Here is a 25,039-nt window from a genome sequence, read left to right on the forward strand (position 1 = left end):
GGGCGAAAACGGCGGCGTTTGAGAAAGTGAATATTAAAATTATTTAATGAAGGTGATAAAATATAATCCAACAATGAGCCATAGAGTGAATATTAACGCCTGTAATTTATAACGACGATGTAACTTTAGTATCCAACCAATTCTTTCTTCAGGTAACGACTGCACGTAGTTATAAGCTTCTTCCTGAACAAGCCTTTCACGAGTAAATTTCATTTTAACGCCTTTATAAAGGCGAACGAACCAGATTATTTTTTGATAATTAGCCAGTGAACCAAAAAAAGAAGCGTAGTCGGTTACAAGATCCAGATCATATCCTTTGCGCCGATAGTCTGAAAGTAACTGATTATAATCAGCCTCGTGCTTTTTGAAGTAACGAGAACTGAGCAGATCCATAATTACAACAATCAGCAATAAAACCACGATAAGAAATAAGAGTAAATTCTCTATATTCACCATATTTTATCCATCATATACTCAGTCGCTCCGCCCGCTACCTCGCCACCAACGTATCCACCTGCTGCAGCCCCGACAATGGAGCAGGCGAGCAGTCCTACGCCCCCCGTCGCAACACCAAGTGCAACGCATACACCAGCACCTGCCATGGCTCCGTATTTACCACCGTAAATCCCCCCTGCCAGGCTTGCACCAAAACTGCTGTATTTTTTCACAGCAACTTTAGAGCAACTCTGCTCTCGTCCCGCGGTGCAGGCATTGTAGACTTCATTAGTGGTATTTGCACCTGCAAAACCTATTGCAAGCCACCCTCCCGCTTTAAGAAAACGAGCGGCCTTAGAGGCATTATCGATATAAGTTGAATAACCACGAATAGAAGCGACTCCGGCTGTACTCCATTCATGTACAATGGATCTGCTTGACAACCCTAATGCATGCTTCAATTCGTCATAGGGTTTCATCTTCAACGTCAACCTAGACAATTTATTTAATAAGCCATCTAACTCAGAAAAGAGGCGCTGACGCTCAACAAAAAATTGCTGGCTTATTAATGTTCCTTGTGTCCTGTACTGATTCTGGTAAGCCAGCTCAATGGATTTAAGTTTTTTTTCTATGTCGCTGAAATATTTTTCGCCTGCATCAGCAACGACACCAAGGGACTTATCCATAAAATTAGTAACTGCGGCTATTGTGCTAAAATGTTGATTAAAGAAATTCGCCTCTCCAGAGTTAAGATCGGCCAGAGCACCATTAACTTTCTTTTTTGCAATTTGTAATTGCTTAAGTTGCACAGAATTATTACTTCCCGGTGCATCAAGAATCAACATCTGTCCAGGTTTTGACCACTGTGCATCGCTATTAACTTGCATGAAATAACGAGCAGTATCGCTATTTGGATTGTTGAATAAAAGTCTTGCCTGGAAATCCAGGGTTCCGGGCTGCTGAACAATACAGTATCCCGGATTAACTAATGATTGACTAGCCATATTCATTCCCTTTGCTTTTCACAAATAAGCACTCACATTCAAATAAAATGGAGTTGAACTAGTATCCAAACGTTGACACTTTCTTAAAAATCGGCAACGTTTGAAAACTCACCTATTCTGTTTTAGCTAGCGATAACTCGCCTTTAGCATTTACACTGATAATAAATCGAGCCGCATATCGAAGATCCGTATTATGAGTTCTCGACTTTAATACCACATCATATTCTCCTGACTGCCAGTCCACTTTATCCCAGAGCAGACACTCTCCAGATTTTAAAATGTGGCTGGGAGGAAATGCCCCTGGAGAGAAAATTGTTTCCCATTCGTTACCTACACGTCGGGATATTGAAGGCTCGTAAACTAACACAGGCTCACTGATCCTAGTGTTATTCGAAACTCCAAAACAGGGTGCATTTTTTTCCACCTTAACAGTTAAACTCTGAAACTGAGCAGGGTGGGATATGCAGGCGCTACATGATAATACAATGGGTATAACCGTTAACGCTCTTTCCATCGCAAATACACGCCGAATAGTGAACCAATCATAAAGACCGGGGAAAATTCCCCGGCCATATACGCAATTACGCTTCTTTGTTCTCTTTGATGTTCCAGCCAGCGCTGCTTTCAGCACCTTTACCACCCGACGTGGTCTGCTCCCAGTACTGCTGTTTCACTTTCGCAGCCTGGAATGCATAGGTCACACCAACGGTATCGCCGTTGTCTGCACCGGTGTACTGAACAGAGGTAACCAGCACATCTTCCAGCGTGATGCGGGAGTATTCCACCTGCTGGCCGCCAGCTTTACAGACGGACAGTTCGACTTTAGTCAGGTGTTTGCCGCTGGCGCAGTGTTTCAGGACAGCGGTGGTGGATTTGTCGATCAGCGCGTTAACGTGCAGGTCGTTAAAGTTTACTTTACCAGCACCGCCGCCACCGCCAACGCTCATATTACCCGGCTGGGAAGCGCCCCAGGAGAAGGAGGTAATATCAGTCCAGCCGGTGTGGTTAGAATCTTTAGATTCGCCCGTAACACCCTCGACCTTCAGAAACATATCAATAGCCATAATATCTACTCTTCGTGGATGAACAATATTGCTTTCGAAAAAGCACTTATATGGCAAACAGGAAAGCATGGGGCTGAATAAAACCGTCCATATTTTACCTCTGCCTCACATCAAATGACCCGTGTCATTTGACAGTCTTACATTCTCCCGAAATAAATGGAAAGAATGTGAAGTCTTTTACTACTGCGGGTTATCCTGAATCCAGGTGCGATCAGGATCGCCAATGATGACTTGCGGAACCAGTTTGTTCAATTCGTCGCTATGATAAAGACGTAAACAGTTTAAGGTTACGCCTTTGACATCGGGTTTTCGCTCTGAATGAAAACCGTTAATTTGATTTTTATATTTTCCAATGAGGGCATCCACTTTATCAGTACCATTTTCGGCATCAAAAGGTATCCACTCAATAAATGCACTCGCACTGCGGGCCGCATCAGCAGAAAACTGGCTTCCTTTATCTGCCACCTGCGCAAGACAGCGCGCCAGAACTAAATCTTTTAAAACCTGCCGGTATGTTTGCCGATGATAAAAATCAGGATAGTTATTTCCGGCACACACATTAAAAGTCATAAACGCGAGGAAAAAACAGAAATGTTTCACCTTATATCCTTTGCCCCAGGACCCGCAGCGCCTCAGCCCACGTAAAATACTAGATTTTCTCTTTCCATTTCTCTGCGACAACGTATATGCCTATCGCTAATGAATTAAGTCCAGCACATAAGAACCCATGCATTGCGATTCGCGGGACATCTTCCGGCCAGTCTAAGATAAATAGATAGTAGCCGGATACCGTCACAAGCAGCATGAATGAAATTATTAGTAACGTATAAATGGCTAAATAGCTGATGAATTTTCGTATTAACGCTTTCACAGTCAAATTCATTAGCTATCTCAAATTCAGCGAAAAGTTGCCGGCCCAATGGGCCGGCTACCTTAATTACGCGTCTTTCGTCTTCAGCGACGGCAGTTTAGAAACCAGACGCAGGGAAACGGTCAGACCTTCCAGCTGGTAGTGCGGACGCAGGAAGAACTTCGCGGCGTAGTAGCCCGGGTTGTCTTCAATTTCCTGCACCTGCACTTCCGCAGCCGCCAGCGGTTTGCGGGACTTGGTCTCCTGAGAAGAGTTCGCCGGGTCACCGTCCACGTAGTTCATTACCCAGTCGTTCAGCCAGCGCTCCATCTCTTCGCGCTCGCGGAAGGAGCCGATTTTGTCGCGCACGATGCACTTCAGGTAGTGGGCAAAGCGGCAGCAGGCGAACAGGTACGGCAGACGAGAGGCCAGACGCGCGTTGGCGGTGGCATCCGGGTCGTGGTACTCGGCCGGTTTCTGCAGCGACTGCGCGCCGATGAAGGCGGCAAAGTCGGAGTTTTTGCGGTGAACCAGCGGCATAAAGCCGTTTTTCGCCAGCTCGGCTTCACGACGATCGCTGATGGCGATCTCGGTCGGGCACTTCATGTCCACGCCGCCGTCATCACTCGGGAAGGTGTGGCACGGCAGGTTTTCAACCGCCCCGCCGGACTCCACGCCGCGAATCGAGGTGCACCAGCCGTACTCTTTGAAGGAGCGGTTGATGTTGGCGGCCATCGCGTACGCGGCGTTCGCCCAGGAGTAGCTGTTGTGGTTCGCGCCGTCGGTCTGCTCTTCGAAATCAAAGCTGTCGACCGGGTTGGTGCGAATGCCGTACGGCAGGCGCGACAGGAAGCGCGGCATCACCAGGCCCAGATAGCGGGCATCTTCGGATTCACGCAGTGAACGCCAGGCGGCGTATTCGGTGTTCTGGAAGATCTTGGTCAGGTCGCGCGGGTTAGCCAGCTCCTGCCAGGACTCCATCTGCATCACGCCCGGTGCGGTACCGGTGATAAACGGACAGTGCGCCGCAGAGCCGATGCGCGCCATTTCGCCCAGCAGCTCAACGTCCTGCGGGCTGTGGTCGAAGTAGTAGTCGCCCACGATGCAGCCAAACGGCTCGCCGCCGAACTGACCGTACTCCTGCTCGTAGATTTTCTTGAAGATCGGGCTCTGGTCCCAGCCCACGCCCTTGAAGCGCTTCAGGGTGCGGCCCAGCTCCTGCTTGGAGATGCTCATAAAGCGGATCTTCAGCATCTCGTCGGTTTCAGTGTTGTTCACCAGGTAGCTCAGGCCGCGCCAGGCGCTCTCCAGCTTCTGAAACTCGTCGTGGTGAATGATCTGGTTCACCTGCTGCGACAGCTGCTCGTCGATACCGGCAATCAGGTTCTGAATGGTGCGGTAGGTGTCGTTAGAGAAGGTGACGGTATTTTCCAGCGCCTGCTGCGCCAGGGTTTTGACCGCGCTTTCTACGGCTGAACGGGCCTGATCGGTTTTCGGGCGGAACTCTTTGTTCAGCAGCGCGCTGAACTCATCCTGGCTGAACGCCTGACCCGCCTGCTGCTCATGTTGTTGAGTCTGGTTGCTCATCGATTATTCCTCGCTACCTTTCGCGCTTTCGTCATTTTTCGGCAACTGGCTCAGGGATTTGAGCAGCGTCGGATCCTGCAGAATTTTAGCGATCAGCTCTTCCGCACCGTTTTTGCCGTCCATATAGGTCAGCAGGTTGGAGAGCTGGGTACGTGCTTCCAGCAGCTTGTTCAGCGGCTCAACCTTGCGGGCCACCGCATCCGGCAGGAAGTCGTCCATGCTGTCGAAGGTCAGATCCACGTTGAGCTTGCCTTCGCCGGTCAGGGTGTTATCCACCTGGAACGCCACGCGCGGTTTCAGCGCCTTCATGCGTTCGTCAAAGTTGTCGATGTCGATTTCGAGGAATTTACGCTCGTCGACGGCCGGCAGATTTTCCACCGGTTTGCCGACCAGATCGGCCATGACGCCCATCACAAACGGCAGCTGAATCTTACGTTCTGCACCGTAGATCTCTACGTCGTACTCGATCTGCACGCGGGGGGCACGGTTACGTGCGATGAATTTCTGCCCACTGTTACTCATTGCCATGATGTTCTCCATCAAAGATGCGCGGTGAAGGTGAAACGGCAGGCTCCATGCCTGTCGTCATAATGCCTGGACGCGTTATTCGCGGCGCCCAAAGATGTTTTCAAGTTGGTTAACGCCGTCTGGCGCCAGGTCGCGAATAATGTCCATAAAGTTAAGTTCTGACAGCCGCTGCACCCGTTCAATCATCAGCGGTGCGGGGTGGCTCGGTTCGTACTGCGCAAAATACTGCTTCGCTTTTTCCAGCATCAGCTGCGCGTCGGCGCGGCTGGTGACCTGCACGCTGCGCCAGTCGGTGACCGGCTGAGCGGGCTGCGCTGACGCCGACTGCTGCTCGGCCTGTGGTTCTGCCTGCGCCTCACGGCTCGGCAGCAGCTTGCTGATGTCGGTCACCTGACACGCGCTGGCGACCAGTCCGACGGTTTTCAGCAGCTGCTCCATCTCAGGCACGCCGCTTTCACCGAGATGCCCGGTGAGCAGCTCGCGAATCGCCAGTAGACGTTCGTTAATGACGATAACCGCGGCGGTTCCCGGCTGGTCGCCGCGGGCCAGTTCGTCAATCAGCCGTGGACGACCGCCGGGATAGTCCGGACATTCCGTCTTGCTGCCGTCCAGCAGGGCCTGAGCATCCCGGAGCGAAATTTCATCGCCGTTTGAACGCAGAAGCGAGGCGTTTCGCACGGCGACGGTGAGGTCGGATTTATCGCTCAGCCCTGCCAGGGCGTTAATGCGATAGAACGGATCGGTTTCGCCATACTCTTCCAGCAGCGGATAGAGCGTCTCCCAGTAACGGGCGATCGCCTCCTGCACCAGCAATAATCCGTCCGCGTAGCCCGCAAGCCCGCGGCGGCGCGTCCAGGCATGGGTTAACGCCAGCAGTACGCGAAGATCTTTGGTGCGGGTCAGCAGGCTGGTGGCGAATTTTTCTACCGTGTTCCAGTCAGCGGGCTCTGCCGGGATAATGGTGTCGCCAAACTGCTGTTCCGCTTTCCCAAGACTTGCCTGATTCATGATCTGGAAGTCGGCGTCGTACTCCAGGTTTTCGCCGCAGGGCTTTTCGGGGCTTATTGGCGCGAGAAATTCTTCGATATTCATAAGATCCCTGCTTATTCAAACATGGGCGGATAGAGACCGTGACGCCCCGGACGGGCGCCCCCTGCCGGGTCGAACAGCAGGGTGAAAAGCTGCCCGGTAAAGTTACCGCTGTGCACGTGGGTGTAGAGCGGGTAACCGTCGCAGCGGTTGGTCCACCAGTAGCTGGTCTGACGGAGCGGATCAAAACACTCCGCCGCCTGAGGCCAGCCCAGCGTGCTCTGGCCATCCTCGTCATAGCCAATTACATCAAGGATGTCGGAACGCTTTTGCGGCTCGACGGGCTGCGGCGCCGGAATGGTCATCAGCATCTCATCCAGCTGCGAGGCGGAAAAACTGTTGCGCACCGCGTGTAGCCCCAGGCGCCCAATCTGCTGGTACCAGCTTTCGGCCTGGCTGAGCAGGCTGGTCGACCACTCTGACGGAGCGAAGCTCAGCTGAAGGCAAACCGGGTACTGTCGGCCAACGCTGTCGCGGCCGGGCAGCAGACAGCCCATCTGGATCATCTGGCTGCCCAGCATAGGCGGTACCACATAATTCCAGACTGGCGCTTTCTGGAACTGGCGCTCGCCGCTGCGCTGTTCTTCCTGCTGCCAGGCCAGCAGACCGACCTGGAACCAGTGTGACCACTGGCGCTGTAAAGTGTCAGGAAAGCGACGCTGCAAAAAATCTCCGGCGCTGGGTAACTTGCCATACCAGCTGTAGCGGTTCATCGCAGGGGTATTCGTCATACGGCTGTCCTTGCGGTTATGGGCATGAGAAACGGGGAAGCTGGAACGGGTTACGAATGCTGTTAGGCGCAAACTCCAGCGTGACCTGATGTCCATCGACGCTGAAGGTGGCCTGACGGCTCAGGCTACCCGCGCCCGGGCTGGTGCTCGCTTTATCGAAGAAGCGGTTGAGCGCCCAGGCGCCGTTGGTGACAAGCGTCGCCGTGCTGCCGTTAGCCAGCCCCAGCTGCATGCGTACCTGGTTGGTGCCGCCCGGCCCCGGCCAGTTCATGATCTGCACGGCCTGCGGCCCGTGGCTGTAGCGCAGCAGCTGGCCGTCAACGTCCAGCGTCAGGTTCAGAATGGAGTTATCCATTCGCACAGTGCGAACCGTCACCTTGAAGGACGGCGTCGTGGCGCCATTAGCAAAGAAGGCGTCGCGAATCGACTGGGCCTGCTGGAACGGTCTCAGCAGCCCTTCGCTTCCCGGCAGCGTTTTACCGTCGATGCCCGGCATAAAGCGCCAGTTTGCCTGCGTGGTGTCCACTTTATTGGTCAGATTGTCGCGGAAGAAAGCGTCCATCAGCCCGGTTCCCGGCGCAAACATGCGCGCGAGATCGTCAGGGGTAACCTCGGTGCTGGCGCTGCGCACCAGCGGGTAGCGACCGGCAATCGCCTGACGGCAGAATCCACCCACCTCAACGTTAATCCGCTTACGCACGTTTTCCAGGTCACGGCGCTGGGTATCGCTGCTGGCGCCCACCGCCATATTGCTGAACATGGTTTGCAGACCGCCCGGCAGGCGACCGGCGCTGGCCTGCAGACGGCTGATCGCCTCGCCGCCCGGTGCCGGCATACCGCTGTTGGCCGCGTCCTGAACGGCGGTCAGGTAGCGATAGAGCTCATCCACCTGCTTGAGAAAATCATCAAACACGATGGTTTTCCCGCCCTTCTCCAGCGGCTGCGCCAGCTCAATCATCGGCGCATAGTGGTCGGTCACCAGCTGTTCCGGCGCCTGGGTGACCACGGCGGCCTGGGTCGGCGCAGCATCATTGTTGCTGAACAGGGCTTCCAGCGTGCGGGTGGCGCGGTTGCTCTGCGCCTGCGCTTTACCCGCATCTTCGGGCGCTGGCGCATTGCGTGACAGCGTCAGGACCTGGCTCAGGTTCTGCACCAGACGGCGCAGCGGCGAGTTTGCGCCGGAGAGCAGGCGCGCGGTGTTGATGCGCTGGGAAAGATCGGCGCTGTTATTGAGCTGAATGTCGGCGAGAAAGCGATCCCAGTTAGCGATAAAGTCGCGCATGTAGAGCTGGCGCACGGCGTTATCGATCTGCTGTTTATCCTCCTGCGCCGTGGCGGCCCCCAGCACCCAGGCGTCGTCCTCGTGCAGGGCGGTGGTTACGCTGTCAATCTGGCCGTTAAAGCTTTTCCAGTAGCCGTCCGGCGTATACAGACCCGGTACGCCTTCGCTCACCGGCTTGCCGCTTTTGCGTGAAAACACCAGCTCGCTCTGCGGTCCGCCAAGGTCGGAAAGGGAGACCGGCTTCAGGTTGTCATCATGTTCCAGCAGGCGTTTGAGACGACCGTAAACGCGCGTGGAGAGCGGCTGCTGGTTGATCATCGCTCTTTCGCGGGCAACCAGAGATTCATCCTGCGCGTACGGCGAGGCCTGAATTTTCGGTTCCAGCAGCTGCGTCAGGTGCCATTCAAGCTGCTGCAGCTGCGCCTTCGTGACGTTCTGCGGCAGATTCCGCTGCAGATTGAGCATCACCCACGAATGCAGGAATTTGCCGTCATAGTGCTTCGGCTGATACAGCATCTGATAGGCTTTCAGCGCTTCATAGCTGTATTCCACATCGCTGCCGTTGTCGTTGCGAAGCCAGGTAGTGATATGCATGGCGACGGCAGGCAACAGCATCTGATCCAGCGCTTTCTGGTACAGAGACTGCGCGGCATCGCTGACGTCATCCCCGCGATAGAGCCCCATACGGCGGGAAACTGGCGGATCGTTGACATCAAACGCGTCGCTTTTCGGCAGGTCGACCAGACCATTCAGCAGCGGCAGCAGATCGAACAGGTCACGCTGCGGCTGGTTCTGTAACGCCTTGCTCTGCTGGTCCAGCAGCGGCACCTTCGCATCCACCTCCGCCAGATAGGTTTTGTTTTTGGCATAGCTGGTCAGCCACAGACCGCCGAGGATCGCCAGCAGGGCCAGCAGCGCCGCGTAGCCGGACCAGATCACCGCCCGGTTGCGCAGCTCCCACCAGCGGTTTTCGCCCGCGATCCCGGCTTCCTGGAAGATGACGTTTTGCAGCAGGTTCTTAATGAAGAAACTCTGACCTTTAGCACCCGGGATAGGCGCTTCTTTGCTGACCGAATCCCAGTTATCCGCCTCCCCCCCTTCCGGCAGCGACAGCGCGCGGTTCAGTTCGCCCATCACGCGGTCGAACGGCATGCCTTCCTGAGTCCCGCTGGCGAAGTAGATCCCGCGCGGAGAGAACTCGGTTTCGAAGTTGGAGCGGGCAAAGACCGTGCTCAGGTAGTCCGCCAGCAGCGGACGCAGCGCGGCGAACTCCTGCGGGAAGAGATACGCTTCTGCGCGGGTTTTCGCGTCATGCTCTTTCAGCATGGTTTCCGGCAGCCCGGCATCGAGGCGCTGCTGGAGCAGAGAAAACTCCTGCTGGAAGTTGCCCATCAGGTCGTAATCGGCGTGTTTGGTTTGCTCCCACGGCAGGGTAAAGCCCCAGATCTGGTCGCGCTGCGCTTTGTCGTAGTCGGCAAACCAGGCGCGGAAGCCTTTAAGCAGGTCGGCCTTGGTCACCATCACGTACACCGGGAAGCGGATACCCAGCTGTTCATGCAGCTCGGACAGACGCTGACGCAGGTTCACCGCCTGCTGGCGGGACGCCTCGGCGGACTGGGTGAGCAGGTCAGAAATGCTGATGGTGATGATGACGCCGTTGATCGGCTGGCGGCGGCGATACTTACGCAGTAACCCCATGAACTCCAGCCATTCGCCGGCGTCCTGCACCTGCTCGCTTTCCTGGGTGGTATAGCGGCCCGCCGTGTCCAGCAGCACCGCCTCATTGGTGAACCACCAGTCGCAGTTACGCGTGCCGCCAATGCCCCGCAGCGCGGTCTTACCGAAACGGTCGGCCAGCGGGAACTGCAGCCCGGAGTTGACCAGCGCCGTGGTTTTACCGGAGCCCGGCGCGCCGATAATGACGTACCACGGCAGCTGATAGAGATATTGCGTGCTGAAGCGCTGTGTCCACTGGGCGCCCTGGCCCGCCTTGCTGAAGTGCGCTTTTTTCAGCATCTGCGCGGCTTCATCAAAGCGGCTGGCGAGGATCTGCTCCTCGCTGTTCAGTCGCTTCTGCGGATCCGCGGCTTCCGGGCTGGCGGTATTCTCTTTGAGCTTGTCCATCAGCTTGCGGTTCAGCCAGGCATTGTACAGGCGCGGCAGAATGTGGCCCTGCGCCCAGAGCAGATAGACCACGGCAATGCTGATAATACGGTTCTGTTCAGACTCAAGCGGGCGGGTGTCCACGATGGACAACAGGGGACCAATCATCCAGATCACCGCCGCAAGCGCCGTTACGCCGAGGAAGCTCCACAGAATGCGGTTAGTCAAAATGGAAAGAAGTGTAGTCAGCATCCTTAGTTTCCTTGCGGCAATCCGTTCAGCTCAGCCTGAGTGTTTTCAGGCGACACCAGCAGAGTAATTTCCACACGGCGGTTACGGGCGCGATTTTCAGGCGTCGTGTTCGGCGCCACCGGGTTGATCTCGCCCCGCCCTTCCGCTTTCACGCGGCCAGGCTGAGAGAGGTTTCCCTGCAGCATTTTCTGTACCGAGCGGGCGCGTTCCAGAGAGAGTTCATAGTTAGAGGCAAAGCGCGCGCTACGGATCGGCACGTTGTCGCTGTAGCCCACCACCAGAATTTTGCCGCTGACGTTATTCATCGCCTGCGCGATGCGGTTGATGACCGGCTCATAGCGGTCACGCACGACGGTAGAGGCAGAGGCAAACAGCCCGTCGCCCTTCAGGATAACGACGCTGCGGTCCGCTTCGTCTTTCACCGCGACCAGGCCAGCCTCGATTTCAGGCTTCAGGAAGCCGCGCAGGTTCAGCACCGCCGGTAGCTGACGGGCCGGTTGCTGAATAGTGGTTTCCGGCAGCTGGGACTGATAAATCTTCGCCAGCACCGGGTTGGTGTTATCGCCAAGCCACCAGTTAAGCACGATATAAAACAGGCAGGCGATAAACCCGGCCAGCGCCACGCAGGCCCACAGGGGAACCATCGGCCGCCAGAGCTTGCGCAGCACCGGACGATCTTCCGGATGGGGAGAAAGCGGCGGCGGATAGCTGCCGCGCACGCCGCGGATCATCTGCCACAGGCGCTGCTTGATGGTTTCAAGCTGGGTGCGGCCATTATCCAGCACCCGATAGCGTCCTTCGAAGCCAAGCAGCAGGCAGTAGTTGATCATCTCCAGCAGCAGAATATGCTCGCGCGGGTTCTGAGACAGGCGCGCCAGCAGCTGGAAGAACTTCTCGCCGCCCCAGGTTTCGTTGTGGAACGTCACCAGCAGACCGTTGCTTGACCAGACGCCGCTGCTGCCCCAGGGGGTGAGCGCGGCGGCCTCATCGAGCGCCGTACACAGGCAGTAACGTGCCCCAACGATCACTTCGTAGGGCAGCCCCGCCTGCTGGCAGCGGACTTCGAAACGGCGAATCTCATCGATCAGACGCTGGCGTAACGCCACCTGATCGTCATGGGAGACCGAATGACGGATCTGCGGAATCGCATTGAGCAGCGGATTGGCGGCCGCCACCAGCTGATTGTTGCTACTGGCTCCGGTAAACGCGGCATCACTGCCGGTGTCCTGTCGTTCCTGCATATTAAGCGCTCGCTTTATTATTCTGTCGGGCTACGGATGGCCCAAAACTCCATATCCAGCCCCGGGAATTCCCCTGCAAGATGCAGGGCGAATGCGCCGGACTTATCCATCTCGTGCCACAGCTCGCTTCCCTTCTCCAGTTCAAAGTAGCTGTAGCCTGCATGCCACGGGATCTGCGGCGGCGCGACCGGCATGGCGCGCAGCATAATGCCCGGCAGCTGAAGCTGAACCAGATCGCGGATTTTCGAGACCGGCGCGACCTTCATCTGCGCCGGGAAATGGGTTTGCAGGTGTTCGCCTGGCACGTTGGCTTTAACCGCCAGCACGAAGCCGAACTCACGCACCATGCTGGTTTCAGGCACCGTGGCGATGTTCAGGCCGTGGGAGCGTTCGTTAAGCGGCAGCTGGATCGCGTGGTCTTCCATCACCAGCGACAGCCCCTGACGCAGCATCAGCATCAGCTTGCTGAAGCAGTTTGCCAGATCGTCATGATCGTAAATCGGCAGCACGCTTTCGGCGGTACGCTGGGACGTCCAGGTGGCGAGCTCGGTCGCAAACGGCAGCCAGCTGCGCCAGAGCGTTTCCGGATGCAGCAGCGGGAGGGTTTTTAAATGTGAAACCTCGCCCAGATGACGGTTAACCAGCGACAGCAGCGTGAACTCAATCAGTTCGGAGGTATTAAAGCGGCCGGGCTGGCGTAAACGACCGCCAATCTGCTGGCTGCGCTGCACCAGCAGACCGTGCAGATCGTTGATCATGCTGTAGATCTGCGGGCTGTTGTTGGCGTTGAGCATCGGCGGGATGTAGCTGTTGTCGAGCCGCACGTGATTGTCGTTACGTTTCTCTGTCACAAACGCCACGCCGATGGCGGTCCATTCTGCCGTGAGGTCTTTTTCCAGCATCAGGGTCAGACGCAGACGACCAAACTGGACGGTGGCATCCCCCACCGACATGGCGTTGTCGTCTTCCACCTCTTGCTCGAAAGCGATGAAGCGCGCCAGCGAGGCCGGCTCTTCGCTAAAAATCACCTCTTCTCTCTCGCCACGACGAACCGGCAGCGCGAGCACCACCTTTTCGTTGGTGAGATTGTCAGGAATTTTCAGCGGCGCAGGGCCGTTGCGCCCGTTACGCACCTGGAAAAAGGTGCCGTCCGGCAGCAGGCCGCTGCAGTAGCTCAGGGCAATGCATCCCTGACGAAGCATCGCTTCATCCAGTTCAACGTCAAGAAAGCCCCAGAGATATGACCGCTGTAGCGCACCCCATTCACGAACATGGTTGAGCAGATAACTTTCAGTCCGCTGAAAATGGTGTGGACGCAGGAACATGCCTTCGGTCCAGACGACCTTTTCTGCTTTCGTCATGATGATGTGTTTCCTGTTTTGAAGCGCGTTACTGGCTGATGACCCGAATGCCGTTCACGTCGAGAAAAACGTTGGCCTGAAGTTCATCAGCGGACCATTTCCAGAACTGGTAGATATGATTTTCGCCAGGCACAGGCAGAGGGAGTGAAACGCGCCATTTTTTGCCATCCAGCACCTGATACTCCGCCATCACGCCGATGTAACGGGCCTCCGGAGAGCTTTGCCCGCTGAGGGTTTTGGACAGCTGTCCCGGCATCAGGAAGAACACGTCGCTGTTCAGCAGATTCGCGCCAAGCGTGGCTGACGCGTTGTTCTGCAGGGAGTAGAAGTCGCTGGACATGAAATCCGCATCGGATTTCAGCAGCAGCACCCGGACCTTAAGCGGCGCAGATTCATTGATTTGTGGATGAGCCTGAAACTGCAGATTGTAGCGGGAGGGGTCGCTGTGTGAAGACGACGTACAACCACTGACCAGGGCGAAAATCACCGCGTAAAAGAATAACCACAGCTTATGAAAATTTTTATTATTCATAAAAATGCGCTCATGAAAGCCGTTTAGTTCAGGATCCAGGTACCGTTAGCGCTGTCTTTGCAGGCTTTGCTGTTGCCATCGACATCGACACAGGTCGCTTTTTTACGCGCCTTCGGACGAATGGCCTGTTTACGCACGGCGGCATCGTACTGGTCGGCCTTGATCACGGCGCGCATCGGGACGTAACCAATCAGCTGATCGTTACCTTCATCGGCAAGCGCCATCCAGTAGTGTTCAACCTGCCCCAGCACCACGTACGTTTTTCCGGTCTCAAGATTGCGGATAACTTTACCGCCGAAGTCAGGACGGCTCATCAGGGAGGCCGGATACATGGCACGATACGGCTCGTTAACCGGCGTGAATTCCGCTGGCGGCGTTACGGCGTGACGGTGGGTTAAGGTTACGCCGTTGACCTGGCTGGTCTCGATCGTATCGTCGTTGATCACAGGTTTCTGCGGCGCTTTACAGCCCGCCACCGCCATTACAAACAGAAGTGAAAACAGTACGCGCATTTTCATATGCTTTTCCGTAGCGATATTTCGATGATGAAGATAAGGGAGTGAAGTTTGACTTAAGTGCTATTGTTAAAATAGCCAGGATATTTTCGGGGCGTTACTATTTTAAGGGCATAGCTACCGCACGAGCCCTTCAGAATAAGGCCCAGCGTCTTCCTGACATATTTTGACAAACGGTAAACAAGTTTACATGAGCTTTGCATCAATTCAATATTTACCGTTACGTAACTGTTGGTAAATGAAGCAGCTGGTAGATTATAGGATTAATCCTAATAAAAAATCCTACATAGCCTAAATGACGTTATTACTTCATCGCAAGACTACGCAACCAGATGTTTTACAAAGAAAAAAGACAAAGGAGAACCACTTTCATTAACGCAATACCGCTATTATCGCCACTACCATAATTAGTAGAACTGGCGTATTGGTGATGTCAGCAGAATATATTGACGATGAATTATTTGTTGCACTAACAGGGTATCTTTAATATTGATCGTAATTTACGCTCAGAATGGTTCTGTATCGCTTATGCCGCGCCACGTTAATTTCACGGCTCAAAATAACTTTATATTTCGCGATGTGATAATTACCCTGTCAGGCATAAATTATATCCATTAATCATTAAGCCTGAGTTAACCTTCCCGTCATTGTCGCAACCAAAAAATGCACGCAATTCCCCGCCAGCCGCGAGCATTGTCTATTTCTACCGTTCACAGGCTTCATTCGAAGTTTTATCGGTGCTACATCCTTCCTCACTCTCCGCCATCTATCTCGCCTACCGGGCGATAGATAATATTTATTATTAAAATGATAAAAATTCGTTATAATTTCTTTAAATATTTACGAGTCAGATCCTATAAACCACTGTAATAAAAGAATTTAAGGTAAAGCATCTTTCCGCACCGCATCCGCATCGCCATTCGGTCGTCATTGCTTTCGCTTATTGTCCCGTGCAGGGCTTTTATGGGTTCAGACGTGCGTGACCGAACAAATCAGGAGTGGGTATGAATAAGAAAAAACGCTCAGTGCCAGGTATCCGACACTATGACGGTCCTGCCGGTGGCTGGGGGGCATTAAAAGCGACGGCCATCGCGGTACGTACCCAAATGGATACCCTTGATGCCCCCGCCACGCTGCTGCGTACCAACCAGCCTGACGGTTTTGACTGCCCGGGCTGCGCGTGGCCCGATAAAGAACACAAATCGACGTTCCAGTTCTGCGAGAACGGTGCCAAAGCGGTGACCTGGGAAGCGACCAGCAAACGCGTTACCCCCGCGTTTCTGGCCGAAAACAGCGTCTCCTCGCTGCTGGCAAAATCGGACTTTGAGCTGGAAGGCTACGGTCGACTGACGCATCCCCTGCGCTATGACCGGGCAAGCGATACCTTCCGGCCCGTCGACTGGGAAGAGGCGTTTCAACGCATCGGCGAAGTATTGCGCGGGCTCGAACCGGATCAGGTCGAGTTCTATACCTCCGGGCGAGCCTCCAACGAAGCGGCGTATCTGTTCCAGCTGTTCGCTCGCGAATACGGCACCAATAACTTCCCCGACTGCTCGAATATGTGCCACGAGGCCACCAGCGTCGGTTTGCCGCGTTCGATTGGCATCGGGAAAGGCACCGTCTCGCTGGACGACTTCGATAAGACCGAGCTGGTGATCTCCATCGGCCACAACCCCGGCACCAACCATCCGCGAATGATGGGGACTCTCCATGAGCTGGCCCGTCGCAACGTGCCGATTATCGTCTTTAACCCGCTGCGCGAACGCGCCCTCGAACGCTTCGCCGACCCGCAAAGCGTGATTGAAATGGCGACCTACGGCTCAACGGATATCGCCTCGACCTATTTCCAGGTGAAGGCCGGGGGCGATGCCGCCGCGCTGAAAGGCATTGCCAAACATCTGCTGGAAATGGAGGCCGAACGCGGTGACGTGCTCGACCATGCGTTTATTGCCGAACACACCCAGGGCATTGAGGACTTCACCGCCGATATCGCGCAAACCCGCTGGGACGAGATCGAGCGCGAGTCAGGCCTGAGCCAGGCAGCGCTCCAAAAGGTGGCCGACGCCTATGCGAAATCAAATGCCACCATTATTACCTACGGGATGGGCATTACCCAGCACAATAAAGGCACGGCAAACGTCCGCCTGATCGCCGATCTGCTGCTGCTGCGCGGGAATATCGGCAAGCCAGGCGCGGGTATCTGCCCCCTGCGCGGCCATTCAAACGTGCAGGGGAACCGTACCGTCGGGATCAGCGAGAAGCCTACCCCGGCCTTCCTGAACCGTCTGAAGGACGTTTTCGGCTTTGAGCCGCCGTCTCACCACGGACACGATGCGGTGCAGGCCACGCAGGCGATGATCGACGGTCGTGCGAAGGCGCTCATCTGCCTCGGCGGTAATTTTGCCGTCGCGATGCCCGATCACGAGCGGGGCTTTCCGGCGATGGGTAACCTGGATTTGAGCGTGCACGTCGGCACCAAACTCAACCGCACCCATCTGCTGGTGGGTAAAGAGACCTTTATCTTTCCGTGTCTCGGCCGTACCGAACTGGATATCCAGGCCACCGGTCGTCAGTCCATCACCGTCGAAGACTCCATGTCGATGGTGCATGCCTCGTCCGGCAAGCTGAAACCCGCCTCGCCGCTACTTCGGTCGGAACCCGCTATCGTCGCGGGCATGGCGAAAGCCACTCTGCCGGAAACCTGCGTGGACTGGCTGACGCTGGTTGAGGATTACGACCGGATCCGCGATCTGATCGAGCAAACCATTCCGGGCTTTGAGAACTACAACGCGCGGATCCGCGTTCCCGGCGGCTTCCGTATGCCGCTGCCGCCGACGCAGCGTATCTGGCCAACGGCGACGGGGAAAGCGATGTTCTCGGTGTTTGACGGCGTTCACGAGAACGCCAGCGGTGAAGGTGAGCACGTTCTGCGGCTCATCACGCTGCGCAGCCACGACCAGTACAACACCACCATTTACGCCCTGGACGACCGCTACCGCGGCGTGTTTGGCCGCCGCGACGTGCTGTTTATGAACGAAGACGATATGGCGCAGTCAGGTCTGGAACACGGCGACCGCGTGGATATCGAAACCGCCCTCCCCGGCAGCGTACAGCGTCTAAAAGACATTACCGTGGTGGCGTACAACATCGCGCCGGGCACCGTCGGCGCCTATTACCCGGAGGCCAACGTGCTGGTGCCGCTTGATTATCTGGATAAGGACAGCGGTACGCCGTCGTATAAATCCGTTCCGGTTCGCATCACCCTGCGCTCAAAAGAGATCCGCATGCTGTAAGGCTGCTCGCGCAGAGAATATGATGGATATTAAACAGTTAAAATATTTAATCGCACTCGACGAGACCCGGCACTTTGGTAAAGCGGCCTCGCAGTGCAACGTCACCCAGCCGACCCTCTCCATGCGCATCCGCAGCCTGGAAGAGGAGCTGGGGTTGGTGCTGATTGCGCGCGGACAGCGCTTTGAAGGGTTTACCCCGGAGGGTGAACGCATCCTCGCGTGGGCCCGCACCCTGCTGGCCGCGCACGACGGATTACAGGCGGAAGCCGCGCTGTGCAAAGGCCTGGTGGTGGGGGAATTACGTCTGGGGATGGTGCCGCTGGCGAGCGTGGATCCGATGATTTTTATTCGCCTGCTGACGCAAAAATACCCGGAGCTGACCTATAGCCTCTATTCCATGTCCTCAGCGCAGATTGCCGACGGCGTCAGCCGCAACCAGCTTGAGCTGGGAATTTGCTACCTCAACAGCATCGACACCAGTCTGTTTGACGTTATCGAGCTGCCAAAAACGAAGATGGGCCTGCTGCACGACGTCCGCCATTTCCAGCTCGGCCAGGCAACGCTGACCTGGCACGATCTGACGGATTTTCCGCTGGGGTTCCTGACCAAAGGGATGCATTACCGGGCGCATATGGAGGCCAGCTTTAAATCTGCCGGCATCGAACCGACGTCCGTTTTCGAGAGTGACTCCACGTTCCAGATCATTCAGGCGGTTCAGAGCGGCGTGTGCTGCGCCGTCATGCCGCTGAACAACGGGCTGGAAGCACTGAACGGCAATTTCAGGATTGTCCCCATCGCAGATGCGAACATTGAGGCTCCTGTCGGCCTGATTATGCGCAGGCAGAAGCCCATCTCCTCGCTGGCGCTGCGCTGCTTTACCGACGCGCAGGAGATTTATCACGCGGACAATGAGGCGTAGGCCTCGCGCGTCACCACGCTAAAACCGCCGATCAGCACCGCGTCGCAAATCTCCCGATGTTCCGGTGAACTCACCAACTCGTGGAGCGCATCGCGAATGGCGTTAAGCGTTTCAGGTGAGGTGTTATGCGACGTTATCAGGGGCAGTCCCGGCGTCAGCGGCGTACGGTCAATGACCGCCAGCCCCGCAAGCCGTTCCGGCTCATGGCGCTGCAGCAGTGCCCAGGTCACGCAGTCGATGGCCGCGATATCCCCTGCCCCTCGTTTCACATCAATCAGCGACTGGCGATGGCTGCCGCTAAAGGACGTTTGCGCAAAAAATGGACCGCCGCTCAGCAGTGGAGCCACTTTTTTTCGCAGCGCATTGTAGCCAGACTGGGAATCCGCGGAGTTACAGACCGCACGACGTTCGCGAAAATCCGCCAGCGTCAGGTGCCGATCCTCCTCGCGCACCGCCAGAAAGCTGCAGTACTGGATCCCTTCGCAGCCCAGTGCCGTGTAGTGAAAACAGCCGACCACCTGCACGTCCGGGAGCTGCGTGACAAGCGGATAACCGCAGGTCTGGCTGAGGATAAGCGCAGGCTGTTGCCAGTGGGTCAGCAGATCGAACTCCGGCCAGCCGGGGTCTCGATCGACGGACACACCGCGCGCGGCCAGCAGCCCCTTGACCGCCAGCAAGAGGGCGCGGGTGTCGGCGCGACCCACGGCATACATAGGAAACGCCAGCAGGTTACTCATCCCCTTCTCCCTGTCGTTTTCCGGGGTGAACGGTGACGTCGACGGGTCTGACCCAGAACTGTCGCAGCCATTCACCATAGCCCCTGACGAGAAAACCGTGGTTTCTCTGCTGGTACGCCTCCCGGTTTTGCTGGTAGATCGCCTTCAGCCCGTACCAGGGAACGCCCGGCAGATCGTGATGGACTGAATGGTAGTTGAGATTCAAAAACAGCACCCGCCAGAATAACCCGGCCTCGTTAATAACGGAGCGCGCAAGGGGATCGTCCGCCGCGCGATGTTCGAAAAACGATCGGATCTTGGTCAGCGCCAGCGCCGGATAGCTGACCGCCAGCACGAACCAGACGGGTGAAAAACCGGTATGCGTCATCCAGGCGAAGAGCGCCACCAGCAGCAAAACGTGAACCAGCCACATCGCCATAGCCCGCAGCTGAAGGTGACGAAACGCCGCCGCGGCGCTGCCCAGCGTCTGAAGGATATCCAGCAGCGGCGCCAGCATCAGCCGCCCGGCGAAGGTATTCCGGGCGCGGATCGCGCGTTTCTGCCACGGCGAAAAGCGCGCCCAGCTCTCGTCGGTAAAATAGTACGACTCCGGGTCATCCACCGGATGGGTCAGGCTATGGTGCCGATGATGGGCAAGATGGGAGTCCCGGTACAGGCCATACGGATACCAGACCGCCAGCGGGAGCATGCCAAACAGCTGATTGAGCCAGGCAAAACGCGTGGGGTGTCCGTGGATCAGCTCATGCTGCAGGGACATGTACCAGGCGGTAAACCCGATCAGCAGCAGCGTGGCGGGCAGCAGGCCGAGCGTTTGCCAGAAGGTCAGCGTGGCAAACCAGCCGGCATAAATAGTGATAATCAACAGCCACGTGGGCAGTTCGCTTCGCCATAAAAAACCCGATGCAAGATGGCGGATTTGTTCGCGTTGTTGCGGATGTAAATAGAGGGAGCTTCGTTGACTCATTCCTTCAGACGCCGTTTCGCCAGAGATAATTCTCTGACGATCGGGGATAACGCCTGAAATAACAAAGAACTTAAATCGCTTTGCTTTGCCAGAAACGTGGGGCGCACGCGTCGCTTGACTTATTCTGTGATAAAGGTACTTTTCAGGACATGAAGAAGATCCTGATTATCGTTCCTGACGGCGGCATGCTGTTTGAAGCCGCCGGTATCGCCGACATTCTGATGCAGGCCAACCGGCTGCACCCGGAAGGGCTTTCCCGCCCCCGCTACCGGATTATCATCGCCACCACCCAGCCTCACCAGGTGATCCACGGCCAGTCCGGCCTGAATTTGCTGGCGGACTATCGCCTTCCAGAGCTGGATCCGCGTGAACCGCTGGATACCATTATTATTACCGGACGCGGCATGAACGAGCTGGAGAGCACGGCGGTGGTGGACTGGCTGCACCTCGCTGCGCCGCATGCCCGGCGGGTAGCCTCTATCTGCGGCGGCGCGATGCTGCTGGCCCAGACCGGCTTGCTGGACGGTCGGCGCGCGACCACCCACTGGCGGCTGCTGGAGACGATGCAAACGCAGTATCCGGCTATCCACGTCGAAGGCGGTCCGCTGTATATTCAGGATGGCCCCATCTGGACCTCCGGCGGCGTGAGCTCCGGGTTCGATCTGACCCTGGCGCTGGTGGAAGACGACTACGGATTTACCCTCGCCCGCGACGTGGCGCAGGATATGGTGATGTATCTGCGCCGTCCCGGTGGCCAGCTGCAGTTCAGTCGTTACAGCCTGCAGCCGCCCGGCGCATCGGGCCCGATAAGCGAACTGCAGGCCTGGATCCTGCAGAACCTCACCGCCGACCTGTGCGTGGAAAACCTGGCCGAGAAAGCGGCGATGAGCCCGCGTAATTTCACCCGCGTGTTTACCCGCGACGCGGGCGTCTCTCCGGCCCGCTACGTGACCGAGGCGCGTCTGGCCGCGGCCCGTCAGCTGCTTGAGCAGACCCAGGATTCTCTTGAACGCGTTGCCGAGCAAAGCGGGTTTGGCACCAGCATTAATTTGCGCCGCATCTTTGAGAAACAGCTTCACCTCACGCCCGGCGAGTACCGCCAGCGATTCCACTGCCGCAAGATGGCGTAATCTGATCCTTTTTTGTCGTTTACGCCAACCGGCCCGACGCCTACAGTGACTCCAGACAACAGAGATAAGGAGTGCACCATGGTTAAGGTCGGTATTAACGGTTTCGGCCGTATCGGACGTAATTTCCTGCGCGCGGCGCTGGGTAACACGGATCTGCAGATTGTGGCCATTAACGATCTGACGGACAGTAAAACTCTCGCCCACCTGCTGAAGCACGATTCCCTTCTGGGCAAGCTGCCCGCGCCCGTTGAAGCGGCGGACGGTGCGCTGCAGGTAGACGGGCAGCGGATCGCCGTATTTAGCGAACGCGATCCGGCGAATATCCCGTGGCGCGATGTTGGCGCTGACGTGGTGATTGAGGCCACCGGCTTCTTTACCGAGCGGGAAAAAGCGGCGGTGCATATTACCCACGGCGGCGCTAAGCGCGTCATCATTTCCGCTCCCGGGAAGAACGACGACCTGACGATTGTGATGGGGGTGAATCATGAGCAGTACGATCCCGCCCGACACGCTGTGGTGAGTAACGGGAGCTGCACCACGAACGGCCTGGCACCGGCCGCTCAGGTGCTGCATCAGCAGTTCGGGATTGAGCATGGCCTGATGAATACCACCCATGCCTACACCAACAGCCAGGCGCTGCACGACCAGCCGGAGAAAGATCTGCGCGGCGCACGCGCGGCGGCGCTGTCGATTGTGCCTTACTCCAGCGGCGCGGCGAAAGCGCTGGGGAAAGTGATCCCCTCTCTTGACGGCAAACTGACCGGGTACTCCCTGCGCGTGCCGGTACCGGTGGTGTCGATTGTGGATTTGACGGTAACGCTGAGCCGGAACGTGACCGCCGACGAGGTGAATAACGCGTTCCGCAACGCGGCCGCCAGCGGGCCCCTGAAAGGCATTCTGGGCTATAGCGATGAGCCGCTGGTCTCCAGCGATTACCAGGGCGACCCGCGCTCCTCAATTATCGACGGGCTTTCCACGCTGGTGATTGGCGGGAATATGGTGAAGATCCTGGCGTGGTACGACAACGAGTGGGGCTTCTCTAACCGCCTGGTGGATTTGGCGGTGCTGATGGATAAGAAAGGGCTGTAAGCCTGAAGCCGGGTGGCGCATGCGTTCACCCGGCAAATAATTCACTCCGCTTTAACCTTCACACCCATAAACACAATCACCATCGCCATCACCAGCAGGAAACCGCTTCCGGCGAATACGCCGCTGGCGCCGTTGAGGTCAAACACCGCCCCTCCCCCGGCCGCACCGGCACTGATTGCCAGCTGAATTGAGGCCACCAGCAGCCCTCCTGCACTTTCGGCTTCATCCGGAACGGTGGTAGCAAGCCAGGTTGACCAGCCCACCGGAACCAGACCAAATGCAAAGCCCCACAGCGCGACCAGGAACCCGTCCAGCATCGCCAGATGACCAAACGCCACCATCGTGAGCGCGAGAACGCCCATCGCGAACGGCACCATCGCCAGCGTCAGGCGCAGATTACGCGCCAGCAGATGCCCGGCAACGGAGGTGCCGACAAAGTTGGCGAGCCCAAAGCCGAGCAGGATCAGCGAAATGGTCTCAACGCTCGCCTGACCTACCGTTTCCAGGAACGGACGCAGGTAGGTAAAGAAGGCGAAATGACCGCTGAAGATCAGGATGGTCGCCAGCATGCCGCCGATCATCCCCGGACGACGCAGCACGCGGAACAGCGTACTCAGGCTGCCGCTGCTCTCCGGCTTCATGGACGGCAGGACCCAGAGCTGCCACAGCAGCGCCAGCATGCTCGGCAGAATGCAGAGAACAAAGACGTTGCGCCAGCCGATCAGGCTGCCCAGATAGCTGCCGAGCGGCGCCGCGACCACCGTGGCAATCGATACGCTGGAGAAGATCACCGCCAGCGCCTTAGGCACTTTATCCGCCGGAACCAGACGCATCGTCGTGGCCGTCGACATCGCCCAGAATCCCCCGATGGCTACCCCCAGCAGCAGGCGTCCCATCAGCAATACGTGCAGAGTCGGCGCAAAGGCCACCAGCAGGCTGGAGATAATTTGCAGGACCGAGAAAAACATCAGCACCCAGCGGCGGTCGATACTTTTGGTGGCTGGCGTAATCAGCAGCCCGGTCACCAGCGCCACCAGCGCGGTGGCGGTGACGGCCTGTCCGGCCATTCCCTCACTTACGCCCAGGCTCGCGGCCATCGGCGTTAACAGACTGGCGGGCAGAAATTCTGCCGTAATCAACCCAAACACCCCCAGCCCCAGTGAATAGACGGCCCGCCAGGCGGGTTTTGCAGGCGCTACCGCCTCGCTCGCCGCGACACATGAATTCATCTGTTTTTCTCCCGTTATAAAAATGTGACAACTGTCGCAAAAGCATAGAAGGTTCACCCTGGACGATCTATGACATATAATCTCCACTTATTGATTATTCGTCCGGAGTTGCGCCATGACCGTACAGTCACCCGATCTGATCAGCGAACTTTTACGCGGCATGCGCCTGTCAGGGGTGAAATACCGGCGGATTGAAGCCAGCTCGCCGTTTGGTGTCGCGTTCCACCACGCCCCCGGCAAAGCGCAGTTTCATTTCGTGAGCCACGGCAGCGCCCTGCTGCGAATGGAGAGCGGTGCGGCCTTTCAGCTGAGCAGCGGCGATGCCCTGTTTATTCCTGGCGGCAATTCCCATGCCCTGCTCTCCGACGAGCGGGCCACCATTACCCCGGTCAGCGACTTTCCCAGCGAGCCTATCTGCAGCTCGGTCTGTGCCATCACCTGCGAGCCCTGCCCGGAAAGCGAGAACACCATCATCTTTAGCGGGTGCATGGATTTTGAGCTGGGCGGGATGCAGCCGCTGATCAAGGCGATGCCGGAAGTGATGATGGTCAGCCGGCTGATGTCCACCTGGCCGGAGATCCACCCGCTGCTGGCGGCTATGGAGCGGGAATCCGTGGCGCGTCAGGCCGGGTACGCCGGGATCCTCGCGCGCCTGGCCGACGTGGTGGCGGCGTTAATCGTGCGCGGCTGGGTTGAAGGCGGCTGTGGTAAAGCCACCGGCTGGGTGCAGGTTCTGCGCGACCCGCGCCTGAGCCGGGCCATTTACGCCATGCATCAGCAGCCCGGCCTGAACTGGAGCGTGGCGGATCTGGCAAAAGAAGCGGGCACGTCCCGTTCCGTGTTCGCCGAACGGTTTCTGGCCGCGACGGGAACCACCCCGGCAAAATATCTCAGCGAGCTGAGGATGCGGCTGGCCATTCAGTACATTCGCCACGAAAATCAGCCGATTGAAACCGTCGCGCTGCGGCTGGGGTACGGCTCTCTGGCGGCATTTAGCCGGGCATTTAAGCGCATTATCGGGCATGCGCCGGGCACGCTGCGGGAAGCCAGCCAGACGCCGGAAGAGGTTTGACTGGCCAGCAATATTTAACGCGAAGCGGGCAA

21 protein-coding genes are annotated in these 25,039 nt (G+C 57.0%); 5 read left to right on the forward strand and 16 right to left on the reverse strand.

The window, feature by feature from the left end:
* Positions 1-39: 39 nt before the first annotated feature.
* The 13 genes from GVO84_RS13245 to GVO84_RS13305 all read right to left on the reverse strand — a co-directional run bounded on the left by GVO84_RS13245 (position 40) and on the right by GVO84_RS13305 (position 14,577).
* Entirely contained in the window at positions 40-456 is a 417-nt protein-coding gene (locus tag GVO84_RS13245) for a hypothetical protein (RefSeq protein ID WP_159514395.1), read from the reverse strand.
* Positions 450-1,439, reverse strand: coding sequence for a hypothetical protein (locus GVO84_RS13250; RefSeq protein WP_159514396.1), 990 nt, complete (start codon positions 1,437-1,439; stop codon positions 450-452). Before GVO84_RS13250 ends, GVO84_RS13245 begins: the two co-directional genes overlap by 7 nt.
* Before the next feature lie 581 nt (positions 1,440-2,020).
* Positions 2,021-2,503 (reverse strand): Hcp family type VI secretion system effector, encoded by a 483-nt coding sequence (locus GVO84_RS13255; protein ID WP_063143858.1) that lies wholly within the window; start codon positions 2,501-2,503, stop codon positions 2,021-2,023.
* Between the two features lie 180 nt (positions 2,504-2,683).
* A complete protein-coding gene (locus GVO84_RS13260) occupies positions 2,684-3,073 on the reverse strand; it encodes a T6SS amidase immunity protein Tai4 family protein (RefSeq protein ID WP_159515645.1) in 390 nt (129 codons plus the stop codon).
* Positions 3,074-3,440: 367 nt separating this feature from the next.
* Positions 3,441-4,940, reverse strand: a complete 1,500-nt coding sequence (gene tssC / locus GVO84_RS13265) for a type VI secretion system contractile sheath large subunit (protein WP_023336028.1) — start codon at positions 4,938-4,940, stop codon at positions 3,441-3,443.
* A 3-nt stretch (positions 4,941-4,943) separates the two neighbouring features.
* On the reverse strand, positions 4,944-5,468 hold the full coding sequence (tssB, locus tag GVO84_RS13270; protein ID WP_008502644.1) for a type VI secretion system contractile sheath small subunit: 525 nt from the start codon (positions 5,466-5,468) through the stop codon (positions 4,944-4,946).
* A 75-nt stretch (positions 5,469-5,543) separates the two neighbouring features.
* Positions 5,544-6,560 (reverse strand): type VI secretion system protein TssA, encoded by a 1,017-nt coding sequence (gene tssA, locus GVO84_RS13275; RefSeq protein ID WP_121424102.1) that lies wholly within the window; start codon positions 6,558-6,560, stop codon positions 5,544-5,546.
* Positions 6,561-6,571: 11 nt separating this feature from the next.
* On the reverse strand, positions 6,572-7,288 hold the full coding sequence (gene tagF / locus GVO84_RS13280; protein ID WP_024909832.1) for a type VI secretion system-associated protein TagF: 717 nt from the start codon (positions 7,286-7,288) through the stop codon (positions 6,572-6,574).
* 16 nt (positions 7,289-7,304) lie between these two features.
* Positions 7,305-10,925 (reverse strand): type VI secretion system membrane subunit TssM, encoded by a 3,621-nt coding sequence (tssM, locus tag GVO84_RS13285; protein WP_159514397.1) that lies wholly within the window; start codon positions 10,923-10,925, stop codon positions 7,305-7,307.
* A 2-nt stretch (positions 10,926-10,927) separates the two neighbouring features.
* Positions 10,928-12,166: a DotU family type VI secretion system protein gene (locus tag GVO84_RS13290; RefSeq protein WP_159514398.1), complete on the reverse strand. Its 1,239-nt coding sequence runs from the start codon at positions 12,164-12,166 to the stop codon at positions 10,928-10,930.
* A 17-nt stretch (positions 12,167-12,183) separates the two neighbouring features.
* On the reverse strand, positions 12,184-13,527 hold the full coding sequence (gene tssK, locus GVO84_RS13295; RefSeq protein ID WP_024909829.1) for a type VI secretion system baseplate subunit TssK: 1,344 nt from the start codon (positions 13,525-13,527) through the stop codon (positions 12,184-12,186).
* 28 nt (positions 13,528-13,555) lie between these two features.
* Entirely contained in the window at positions 13,556-14,059 is a 504-nt protein-coding gene (tssJ, locus tag GVO84_RS13300) for a type VI secretion system lipoprotein TssJ (protein WP_047652274.1), read from the reverse strand.
* Between the two features lie 23 nt (positions 14,060-14,082).
* Positions 14,083-14,577: a hypothetical protein gene (locus GVO84_RS13305; protein WP_063143853.1), complete on the reverse strand. Its 495-nt coding sequence runs from the start codon at positions 14,575-14,577 to the stop codon at positions 14,083-14,085.
* A gap of 1,001 nt (positions 14,578-15,578) precedes the next feature.
* Here GVO84_RS13305 and GVO84_RS13310 point away from each other — a divergent pair.
* Both GVO84_RS13310 and GVO84_RS13315 read left to right on the forward strand, forming a co-directional pair.
* The gene (locus tag GVO84_RS13310) at positions 15,579-17,867 is read left to right on the forward strand and encodes an FdhF/YdeP family oxidoreductase (protein WP_159514399.1); all 2,289 of its coding nucleotides are present in this window, start codon (positions 15,579-15,581) and stop codon (positions 17,865-17,867) included.
* A gap of 22 nt (positions 17,868-17,889) precedes the next feature.
* Positions 17,890-18,786: a LysR family transcriptional regulator gene (locus tag GVO84_RS13315; protein ID WP_159515646.1), complete on the forward strand. Its 897-nt coding sequence runs from the start codon at positions 17,890-17,892 to the stop codon at positions 18,784-18,786.
* Here GVO84_RS13315 and GVO84_RS13320 read toward each other — a convergent pair.
* On the reverse strand, positions 18,765-19,523 hold the full coding sequence (locus tag GVO84_RS13320) for a phosphate/phosphite/phosphonate ABC transporter substrate-binding protein (protein WP_159514400.1): 759 nt from the start codon (positions 19,521-19,523) through the stop codon (positions 18,765-18,767). The two genes, GVO84_RS13315 and GVO84_RS13320, sit on opposite strands and share 22 nt — an antisense overlap.
* Positions 19,516-20,487 carry a fatty acid desaturase gene (locus tag GVO84_RS13325; protein ID WP_159514401.1) on the reverse strand — a complete coding sequence of 324 codons (972 nt, stop codon included), beginning with the start codon at positions 20,485-20,487 and terminating at the stop codon, positions 19,516-19,518. The genes GVO84_RS13320 and GVO84_RS13325 overlap by 8 nt, the downstream gene beginning before the upstream one ends.
* A 149-nt stretch (positions 20,488-20,636) precedes the next feature.
* On the opposite strand from GVO84_RS13325, the gene GVO84_RS13330 reads away from it, so the two are divergent.
* Together GVO84_RS13330 and gap are read left to right on the forward strand one after the other, a co-directional pair.
* Positions 20,637-21,617 (forward strand): GlxA family transcriptional regulator, encoded by a 981-nt coding sequence (locus tag GVO84_RS13330; protein ID WP_121424113.1) that lies wholly within the window; start codon positions 20,637-20,639, stop codon positions 21,615-21,617.
* Between the two features lie 78 nt (positions 21,618-21,695).
* The gene (gene gap, locus GVO84_RS13335; protein ID WP_159514402.1) at positions 21,696-22,706 is read left to right on the forward strand and encodes a type I glyceraldehyde-3-phosphate dehydrogenase; all 1,011 of its coding nucleotides are present in this window, start codon (positions 21,696-21,698) and stop codon (positions 22,704-22,706) included.
* A 41-nt stretch (positions 22,707-22,747) separates the two neighbouring features.
* Here gap and GVO84_RS13340 read toward each other — a convergent pair whose 3' ends face one another.
* The gene (locus GVO84_RS13340; RefSeq protein WP_159514403.1) at positions 22,748-23,935 is read right to left on the reverse strand and encodes an MFS transporter; all 1,188 of its coding nucleotides are present in this window, start codon (positions 23,933-23,935) and stop codon (positions 22,748-22,750) included.
* Positions 23,936-24,050: 115 nt separating this feature from the next.
* Here GVO84_RS13340 and GVO84_RS13345 point away from each other — a divergent pair, with 115 nt between their 5' ends.
* On the forward strand, positions 24,051-25,007 hold the full coding sequence (locus GVO84_RS13345) for an AraC family transcriptional regulator (protein ID WP_029740088.1): 957 nt from the start codon (positions 24,051-24,053) through the stop codon (positions 25,005-25,007).
* Positions 25,008-25,039: the final 32 nt, after the last annotated feature.

The sequence above is a fragment of the Enterobacter sp. SM3 genome (genome assembly GCF_009811935.2).
Classification (GTDB): domain Bacteria; phylum Pseudomonadota; class Gammaproteobacteria; order Enterobacterales; family Enterobacteriaceae; genus Enterobacter; species Enterobacter asburiae_D.

Bases quoted from the DNA above. Each gene is read 5' to 3' on its own strand.
- gap (WP_159514402.1), top strand. From the start codon at position 21,696: ATGGTTAAGGTCGGTATTAACGGTTTCGGCCGTATCGGACGTAATTTC.
- GVO84_RS13305 (WP_063143853.1), bottom strand. From the start codon at position 14,577: ATGAAAATGCGCGTACTGTTTTCACTTCTGTTTGTAATGGCGGTGGCG.
- GVO84_RS13260 (WP_159515645.1), bottom strand. From the start codon at position 3,073: ATGACTTTTAATGTGTGTGCCGGAAATAACTATCCTGATTTTTATCAT.
- GVO84_RS13345 (WP_029740088.1), top strand. From the start codon at position 24,051: ATGACCGTACAGTCACCCGATCTGATCAGCGAACTTTTACGCGGCATG.
- GVO84_RS13250 (WP_159514396.1), bottom strand. From the start codon at position 1,439: ATGGCTAGTCAATCATTAGTTAATCCGGGATACTGTATTGTTCAGCAG.
- tagF (WP_024909832.1), bottom strand. From the start codon at position 7,288: ATGACGAATACCCCTGCGATGAACCGCTACAGCTGGTATGGCAAGTTA.
- GVO84_RS13325 (WP_159514401.1), bottom strand. From the start codon at position 20,487: ATGAGTCAACGAAGCTCCCTCTATTTACATCCGCAACAACGCGAACAA.
- tssJ (WP_047652274.1), bottom strand. From the start codon at position 14,059: ATGAATAATAAAAATTTTCATAAGCTGTGGTTATTCTTTTACGCGGTG.
- GVO84_RS13320 (WP_159514400.1), bottom strand. From the start codon at position 19,523: ATGAGTAACCTGCTGGCGTTTCCTATGTATGCCGTGGGTCGCGCCGAC.
- GVO84_RS13330 (WP_121424113.1), top strand. From the start codon at position 20,637: ATGAAGAAGATCCTGATTATCGTTCCTGACGGCGGCATGCTGTTTGAA.
- GVO84_RS13315 (WP_159515646.1), top strand. From the start codon at position 17,890: ATGGATATTAAACAGTTAAAATATTTAATCGCACTCGACGAGACCCGG.
- tssC (WP_023336028.1), bottom strand. From the start codon at position 4,940: ATGAGCAACCAGACTCAACAACATGAGCAGCAGGCGGGTCAGGCGTTC.
- GVO84_RS13340 (WP_159514403.1), bottom strand. From the start codon at position 23,935: ATGAATTCATGTGTCGCGGCGAGCGAGGCGGTAGCGCCTGCAAAACCC.
- GVO84_RS13255 (WP_063143858.1), bottom strand. From the start codon at position 2,503: ATGGCTATTGATATGTTTCTGAAGGTCGAGGGTGTTACGGGCGAATCT.
- GVO84_RS13290 (WP_159514398.1), bottom strand. From the start codon at position 12,166: ATGCAGGAACGACAGGACACCGGCAGTGATGCCGCGTTTACCGGAGCC.
- GVO84_RS13245 (WP_159514395.1), bottom strand. From the start codon at position 456: ATGGTGAATATAGAGAATTTACTCTTATTTCTTATCGTGGTTTTATTG.
- tssB (WP_008502644.1), bottom strand. From the start codon at position 5,468: ATGGCAATGAGTAACAGTGGGCAGAAATTCATCGCACGTAACCGTGCC.
- tssK (WP_024909829.1), bottom strand. From the start codon at position 13,527: ATGACGAAAGCAGAAAAGGTCGTCTGGACCGAAGGCATGTTCCTGCGT.
- tssM (WP_159514397.1), bottom strand. From the start codon at position 10,925: ATGCTGACTACACTTCTTTCCATTTTGACTAACCGCATTCTGTGGAGC.
- tssA (WP_121424102.1), bottom strand. From the start codon at position 6,560: ATGAATATCGAAGAATTTCTCGCGCCAATAAGCCCCGAAAAGCCCTGC.
- GVO84_RS13310 (WP_159514399.1), top strand. From the start codon at position 15,579: ATGAATAAGAAAAAACGCTCAGTGCCAGGTATCCGACACTATGACGGT.